Below are 7,739 nucleotides of genomic sequence, written 5' to 3'. Positions count from 1 at the left end.
TATTCCGGCGCGGAACTCATCGTGGAGCGGTAGGCGAGAGCCTCCAACAGAGACTCCGAATACATTAGCGCAGACCCACCTCGTCATTGAATTTTATGCTTGCAACAACGAGGCGGACCATACATTTCTTTTGTGGTGTTGTAAGGCGCACTCTTAAGCAAGAGTTATCGCCTAACTACGTTGGCGAAAATATTCAGCTTTCACTGCGCTTAGCTGTGCTGAATATCTTGATGTGTTAAATCGCCTGCCGCGGGCTGTATGCACATGCAGTTCACTGGCACGCTGTGAATCCATCCCTGGAAGCTCGTCGCCAGCATCCATGCTGGCAACGGCCACTGACCCGCATGTGCCGGGAATTTAGGTGTTCTCCTGAATTATTCGTGTTGGGATGCAGCTAATATCAACAGCGGCTAGCTAGCGATGCAATAATGTCTTGAGTCCATGAGGCTGACAGCGCAGGTACTGCGGTGCGGCTTGTACCTCAGCGCCTAAGGCCGCAGCGGCGTGCCAAGGCCAGCGTGGGTCGTAAAGGATGCCGCGCGCTAGCGCAATGGCGTCAGCCTGCTGCTGTTGCAGAATTTTTTCGGCTTGTAGCGGGTCGGTGATAAGCCCTACGGCAATTACCGGCATCTGTACTTGGGCGGTAATTGCGGCGGCAAATGGCACTTGGTAGCCAGCGCCGATGGCAATTTGTTGTTTTTCCGATAAGCCGCCGCTGGAAACATGAATATAATCGCAACCGCGATGATCCAGCTCCCTTGCAAATTCAATGCTTTGGGGCAGATTCCAGCCGCCATCAACCCAATCGGTAGCGCTGATGCGTACGCCTACGACAAAATCCCGTGGCAGCGCTGCCCGCACGGCATCGAATATTGCCAACGGCAGTCGCATACGGTTGCTGAGGGAACCGCCGAATTCATCATCACGTCGATTGCTCAGTGGCGACAGAAATTGATGTAACAAATAGCCGTGAGCCGCATGCAGTTCCACACCATTGATCCCTGCCACGTGCGCCCGTTTGGCGGCAGCCACAAATTGGCTGATACATTTATCTATCTGGATTTTAGTCATGGCCTGTGGTGAGCGTTGACCTTCGGTGAACGGAAGGGCACTGGGGGCGATGGTTTGCCAACTGCGCTCGTCGGAGGCGGGGAGTTGTTGACCGCCGTCCCAAGGCTTATCGCAAGAGGCTTTGCGCCCGGCATGCCCTAGCTGCACCAGCAATGGCATATCTGAATCACGGCGAATATCGCCTACCAACTGTTGCAGCGCTTGCTGGCATTCATCGTTCCATAAACCCACATCGGCATAGGAAATACGGCCTTCTGGGGCCACGGCAGAGGCTTCAATAATCAGCATCCCTGCAGCGGACTGCGCCAGATTGCCGTAATGTTGCCAGTGCCAGGGCTGTAACACGCCGTTATTGGCAGAATACATACACATGGGTGCGATGATGATACGGTTTTTCAGGGTAAGAGCACCCACTGATAGGGGACTGAAGAGCTTGACCACGAACACGCCTCCTTTTTGCACGCAAAGATGCTGCCAGCAATCGAATGGTGACTGGCAGAGATGAGCGTCATTGTAAGCCTCATTGACAAGGGTTTGGCAAGATGCTTGGTTCAGAAGTGGCTTTTGACTTCAAAACGCCATTCCCAACCGCTGACATGTTCGCCGTTGCTCATTGGCAAGCTGAAATCCATATGCACCACGTTGCCGTAGCTGGATCGTGAAGAGTATAGCCGCGCGCCAATACCGATGGCGCTTATGGGGTGAGAAATCTCATTATCCTCTGCCAATGGGCCACCGAAGGCATGACCTACGTCGATGAACGCGGCCCAGCCTAACTCTGCCAACTGATACAGATTAATGTTGGGGTAATTTCGCAATTCGGCGGTGACCAACCATTGTTGATCTCCATGCTGAAAGTCATTCGGGTAGCCACGCATTCCGGTTTCATCACCCAACGCTACAGGTAAATCACGGAAATTATGCCGAGAGCTAATCAATTGCACCCGAGAGTAAGCCGACCACTTGTGATTGAATCGGTAAAAATATTCGGTGGTTGCGGATATCCGATAGTAGTCTGGTTGCGCGGTGGCAAAAATCCCGGTGGCTTTCAGTTCCAACAACAGTAGTTCGTGGTCATCGGCATAACCACGGTTCATCTGCCATTCTAGGTGGTAACCGAGGCTGTCGCCATCGTTAGTTTCTAGGCCAAAACGCAGTTTATGCTGCCAGCCGAGGTTAATATCTTCATTGAAATTAATAAGATGTACGTTAGTCATCACCCGATAATCATCTTGCAGATACTCCCACTCGGTCCAAGGGTAGGTAAAATTACGATCTTGTGGCAGGGGTAACATGGGTTGACCGGGAAGCGCAGTAAAAGCGTGACGATCACGGGTGATACCAAAGCGTAGGCGCTGCCGGACATTACCCTGCTGTTGCAGCAACATTCCCCAGTAAAACTCGGCAAAATCTAGACTTTCCTGATACTCCTGCAGGTCTTCACCGTTCTGGCGAAACGTATTGGTGCGGTCAACGCTTTGATATTCTCCGCCGTAAGCCCGGGTGTCCATCAACGTATAGAACGGCTTGTCGAACATCAGCCAGGTGGATTTTCCGTCATCATTATCGGCAAAACTGGCGGCAACGCGGGCATTTTTAACAATAGTCAGTGGGGTTTTGAAATCAAATTTGTAGCCGGTGCGGTTTTCATCAGACTGGTATTCCAGTTGGGTTTGCATCCCCAACCCCAGAATATTGTCGTCTTTAATCCCAAACGAGTAGCGGTTTTTGCCTCCGCTACGACCCCAGTCAACCGTAGGCAACAATGACCACTGATCCCAGGTCTCCACCACTAAATTCACCGGTTGTGGCTGGTCATCTTTGGCGGGAACCTGCACAATTTTGGCATCACGCAAGTAAGGCTCTTTCCTTAAAATACGTTGTGCTTCTTCCAGCTGTTTTTGCGTAATCACATCGCCTTCTTTAAAACTCAGGCGATCGAGGATGACCGAGTCACGGGTATTGATGTGGATGGCGTTGGCCCAATGATGCAGAAAAATGGCATTGGACGCTGATTCATCAAATATCGGGTTACTTACAACACGAATATGGCCGACGACAAAAGTACGGCTGTCGGCGCTATCGGCACTTATAGGCGTTGCATTTACCGACATACCGATAGCGGTCGTCGCCAGTAACCACAGTAGCTGATGATAATGCATTCAGCACTCCCCAAAATAACCGGACTAATTGAATCATAGTCGTTTTTTGGAAATGGCGGCAAAGCTTAGCGGAATTTACTGCGGGTACCTACAAGGTTGAACGGGGAGTTACCACCACATTTGAAAATATCAGCCCCGCCACCAGTGACATGAAAATCAGGAACAGCTGTGCACCAAGATGCGGTTGCGCCAGCAAAGTATCTCCAGACACAAAAGCATTCAGCCCGAGATAGGTTTTGCTCCCTGGCACTAAGATCACTATGCCTTGTAGCAGCGCGATAGACGCTGGCGCTTTGGTCCAACGGGAGAACAGATTGGCGTAGATCCCCACCGCCAAGGCGCCGAAGAAAATACCGATGGAGTCGCCCAGATAGATGCCACCCAACATGGCGGCGACAAACGCTAATATCCCTGCCAGGATGCCCCAAGGTGCATCTTTCAAACGCGCTTTGAAAATAAACACCAGGGCAGATGACAGCAACGGCACCGCCAGCCAACTGGCCCAGCGCGGTAATGACGTTGGTTCAATAAACAGATCTTGTCCAAACAGCGCGTTACCAATAGCCACCCCTAAAACGGCACCAAAGTACAGCTTGAACAGCACCATCACCGCATCCATGATGCGCATGGTACCGGACATCAGATCGCGGGCAGATAGCTCCGCCAGCCCCAGCGTCAACGCCAATCCAGGAATAAATACAATAATGCCGGAAAGGATCACTACCGGAATATTGATGGATGGATCCAGTTGCGCTAATCCACAACTGACAATCCCCGCCACGGTTGCCGCCAACGGTTCCAGCAGCTCCGCCATCCGTTTGGAATGCTCGGCGGCAAATACCAGACCATAAACCACCAGTCCGACCATTCCCGACCAGAATACATCATTCCAACTGGTGGCCATCAGCATGGCAAAGGCTGCGGCTGCACAACCGTAGGCAGCAAGTGTCAGCAACGGGCCGTAGGGATTGGGCATTTCGGCTATTTGATCGAGACGTTGCAATGCTTCTGTTAGCGAGCGCTGACCACTGCGCAGTTCTTCCACCAGGGCGTCGGTTCGGGCTAGGGCTCCGAGATCCAATTCTCCCGGTTTGACGCGGGCCACATGGTTATATTCCTGATCGGTATCGTGCTGCAACACAAAGGTCATGGAGGTCGGCGAAATAAGGAAGTAACCATCAAGGCCAAGGGTCTTGGCAACAGTTTGCAGGTGGGTTTCCAGCCGATAAGCGGGCGTGCCAAATTTGTGCAATGCCTTGCCTAGCTTTATGATAAAGCGGCGCTTTTCAAGAAATTCCTGATTGTCCACTCGGATGCCTCGTACTTGTGTATCAAGGTCGCCGATAAGGCAACATGCCAGTTTGGCGCGCATTGTAAAGCAAATTTATGCAAAGGGAATAATGACATAAAAAATTAAATTTCCTAAGGTTAATTAAGCCATCCAGCGATAACGATGGCGATATTCGGAGAATGATAATGACATTGTATGTATCAGGTTTTTACTGCGCGCTGACCACCTTATTAGCTTTGTTCTTGAGTGCGCGGGTAGTGCAGTTGCGGGCACGTTTTAAAGTGGGAATAGGGAACGGTGACCACCCGGAAATCTATATAGCGCGCCGTGCCCACGGTAACCTATTGGAAAACGCGCCACTGGGACTGTTGCTGTTGGCAATGGCAGAGTTAGATGGCCTACATGCAGGTTGGTTGCATCTATTTGGTACGGTGTTACTGGTGTCCCGCTTGTTACATGCGATTGGTTTGACGCAAGGCAAAGGCAAGACAAATATCGGGCGATTGTTAGGCGTTCTCGGTACCTGGGGAGTGATGGTGGCTCTGGCAGTGGTTAACCTCGTGCTGTTCCTTGAAGCATAAAGCCCTCTGGCACCATAAGGGCATTAATAAGTGTGCTTCCACAGTGTGCTTTTTTGCTGAAAAATTGTTCACACTTATTCAGCGCGTCCTGTTATACTCCGCGCCCCTGACGGCCCTGTTGCCAGAGATTGATTAACCCAGTGGGTTGGATACACATGCAAGTCGAATCCAGTTTATTTCGCTATCCTCGCTATCGTGCTGATTTGAAACCAGCACCGTTTCTGCCTATGTCTCGTAAAGAGATGCAACAACTAGGCTGGGATAGCTGCGATGTGATTGTGGTAACCGGCGACGCGTATGTGGACCATCCTAGTTTCGGCATGGCGGTAATTGGTCGCATGCTGGAAGCTCAGGGGTTCCGTGTCGGCATCATCGATCAGCCAGACTGGCAAAGCAAAGACGATTTTATGCGCCTCGGTTGCCCCAATCTGTTTTTTGGCGTCACCGCTGGCAATATGGACTCGATGATCAACCGTTACACTGCCGATCGTAAACTGCGTACCGACGATGCTTACACTCCTGGCAATGTGGGTGGCAAGCGGCCAGATCGGGCGGTAACGGTTTACACCCAGCGCTGCAAGGAAGCCTATAAAGAGGTGCCAGTGATTATCGGCGGTATTGAGGCCAGTCTGCGCCGCATTGCCCATTATGATTACTGGCAAGATAAAGTACGCCGCAGTGTGTTGTTTGACAGTAAAGCCGATCTACTGATTTATGGTAATGCCGAACGCCCCTTGGTCGAAGTGGCTCATCGCCTAGCGAAAGGCAATGATATCAGTGAGATGCAGGATATTCGTGGCACCGCGGTACTGCGTAAAACCGCGCTACCAGAATGGAAAGGCGTTGATTCGCGTAAAATCGACCAACTGCATAAAATCGACCCTATTCCCAATCCTTATGGTGCCGATGACGTTGGTTGCCAGAATCTGTCTGGCCCCAGCAACAACAAAGTGTTTGATAATGACGCCCCACAAGCCATTTCAGTGCAGCCTCCCAAACCCAAGCCTTGGGAAAAGACCTATGTGCTATTACCTGCATTTGAACGGGTAAGCGATGACCGTTTCCTGTATGCACACGCGTCAAGGGTACTACATCAAGAAACCAACCCTGGCTGTGCTCGTGCGTTGTTTCAAATGCACGGCGATCGCGGTGTGTGGGTCAATCCGCCAGCGTTTCCGTTGAATACTGATGAGATGGATGCGGTGTTCGATTTGCCATATCAGCGGGTGCAGCATCCAGCTTATGGCAAGCAGAAAATCCCAGCGTATGACATGATCAAAACCTCCATCAATATCATGCGTGGTTGTTTTGGGGGCTGTTCGTTCTGCTCCATTACTGAGCATGAAGGCCGTATTATCCAGAGCCGTTCGCAAGATTCCATTATCCGGGAAATTAAGGATATCCAGCAAAAGGTGCCGGGGTTTACCGGGGTGATCTCTGATCTTGGCGGCCCGACTGCCAATATGTATCGACTGGGTTGTAAGAGCGAAAAAGCTGAAAAGACCTGCCGTCGTTTGTCGTGCGTTTTTCCGGCAATCTGTGGTCATCTGGATACGGATCATCAGCATACCATTGACCTGTATCGAGCCGCGCGCGATGTACCGGGTATCAAAAAAGTATTGATCGCTTCCGGTGTGCGTTATGACTTAGCCATTGAAGATCCGCGTTATGTGAAAGAGCTGGTGAAACATCATGTGGGCGGCTATCTCAAGATAGCGCCAGAACATACCGAAGATGGGCCGTTGTCAAAAATGATGAAGCCCGGCATGGGCACCTATGACAAGTTTAAGGAAATGTTCGACCAGTATTCGAAAGAGGCAGGGAAAGAACAGTTCCTGATCCCCTATTTTATTTCAGCCCATCCCGGCACCACTGACGAAGACATGCTGAATTTGGCGCTGTGGCTCAAAGCCCGCAAGTTCAAGCTGGATCAGGTGCAGAACTTCTATCCATCACCGATGGCTAATGCCACGACCATGTATCACACTGGCTTGAATTCGCTACGTAACGTCAAACATGACAGTGAAGCAGTATTTATTCCCAAGAAAGGGCGCCAGCGTCGCCTGCATAAGGCGTTACTGCGTTACCATGACCCACAAGGTTGGCCGTTGATCCGCGAAGCGCTGATCAATATGAAACGCGAAGATCTAATCGGTACTGGGCCACAGCATCTGGTACCACCGGAAGGACGTGCCGAGCAATTTGCCCGTAAACAAGGCAATAAACCCGCTGCTAGGGGGCAACAGGGGCTGACCCGCTTCAGCAGTAATCAGTTTGCAAGTGACGATAAACCTGCCCAGAGTAAAACAGCCAACAAGCGCCCAAATAACTCGGCGTCAGACAACAAAGGTGCCGCTAAACCTGCACGCGGTAACGGCCGACCTGGCGCGCGCCCAGTCTTTGGTAAAAAGAAACCCGCCTGAGTCGGCGGGTAATCTGTTGTTGTCAGGCGGCTTTTTGTTGTGCCAACTGGTGCGCAGGTCTGGCAGCTGTTTTTGCCAGATAGGGGCCTTGTTGATCAAATCAATCGCAGATAAGCCAGTTCCCATCATGGTTCGTGGTGTTAATTGAGCCTCTGGCGAATGGGCATACCTAGTCCTATGACTTTGTTCATCACCTTCACGCCAGCCAATG

The 7,739-nt window shown here is 51.3% G+C and carries 5 protein-coding genes; 2 read left to right on the top strand and 3 right to left on the bottom strand.

Annotated elements, in window-relative coordinates:
* Window positions 1–414: 414 nt before the first annotated feature.
* The 3 genes from IE064_RS17955 to IE064_RS17945 all read right to left on the bottom strand — a co-directional run bounded on the left by IE064_RS17955 (window position 415) and on the right by IE064_RS17945 (window position 4,542).
* Complete coding sequence (locus tag IE064_RS17955) at window positions 415–1,512, bottom strand: NADH:flavin oxidoreductase/NADH oxidase (RefSeq protein WP_189619034.1); 1,098 nt, start codon at window positions 1,510–1,512, stop codon at window positions 415–417.
* A 110-nt stretch (window positions 1,513–1,622) separates the two neighbouring features.
* Entirely contained in the window at window positions 1,623–3,233 is a 1,611-nt protein-coding gene (locus tag IE064_RS17950; protein WP_229800152.1) for a POTRA domain-containing protein, read from the bottom strand.
* Window positions 3,234–3,321: 88 nt separating this feature from the next.
* Complete coding sequence (locus IE064_RS17945) at window positions 3,322–4,542, bottom strand: threonine/serine exporter family protein (RefSeq protein WP_189619033.1); 1,221 nt, start codon at window positions 4,540–4,542, stop codon at window positions 3,322–3,324.
* Between the two features lie 167 nt (window positions 4,543–4,709).
* On the opposite strand from IE064_RS17945, the gene IE064_RS17940 reads away from it, so the two are divergent.
* Together IE064_RS17940 and IE064_RS17935 are read left to right on the top strand one after the other, a co-directional pair.
* Window positions 4,710–5,105, top strand: a complete 396-nt coding sequence (locus IE064_RS17940; RefSeq protein ID WP_133040102.1) for an MAPEG family protein — start codon at window positions 4,710–4,712, stop codon at window positions 5,103–5,105.
* A gap of 155 nt (window positions 5,106–5,260) precedes the next feature.
* Entirely contained in the window at window positions 5,261–7,528 is a 2,268-nt protein-coding gene (locus IE064_RS17935; protein WP_189619032.1) for a YgiQ family radical SAM protein, read from the top strand.
* Window positions 7,529–7,739 lie beyond the last annotated feature (211 nt).

It is taken from the genome of Shewanella fodinae, from assembly GCF_014651955.1.
GTDB classification, from domain to species: domain Bacteria; phylum Pseudomonadota; class Gammaproteobacteria; order Enterobacterales; family Shewanellaceae; genus Shewanella; species Shewanella fodinae.
This window is presented reverse-complemented; position numbering and strand designations above follow the sequence as displayed.

Bases quoted from the DNA above. Each gene is read 5' to 3' on its own strand.
- IE064_RS17935 (WP_189619032.1), top strand. From the start codon at position 5,261: ATGCAAGTCGAATCCAGTTTATTTCGCTATCCTCGCTATCGTGCTGAT.
- IE064_RS17950 (WP_229800152.1), bottom strand. From the start codon at position 3,233: ATGCATTATCATCAGCTACTGTGGTTACTGGCGACGACCGCTATCGGT.
- IE064_RS17940 (WP_133040102.1), top strand. From the start codon at position 4,710: ATGACATTGTATGTATCAGGTTTTTACTGCGCGCTGACCACCTTATTA.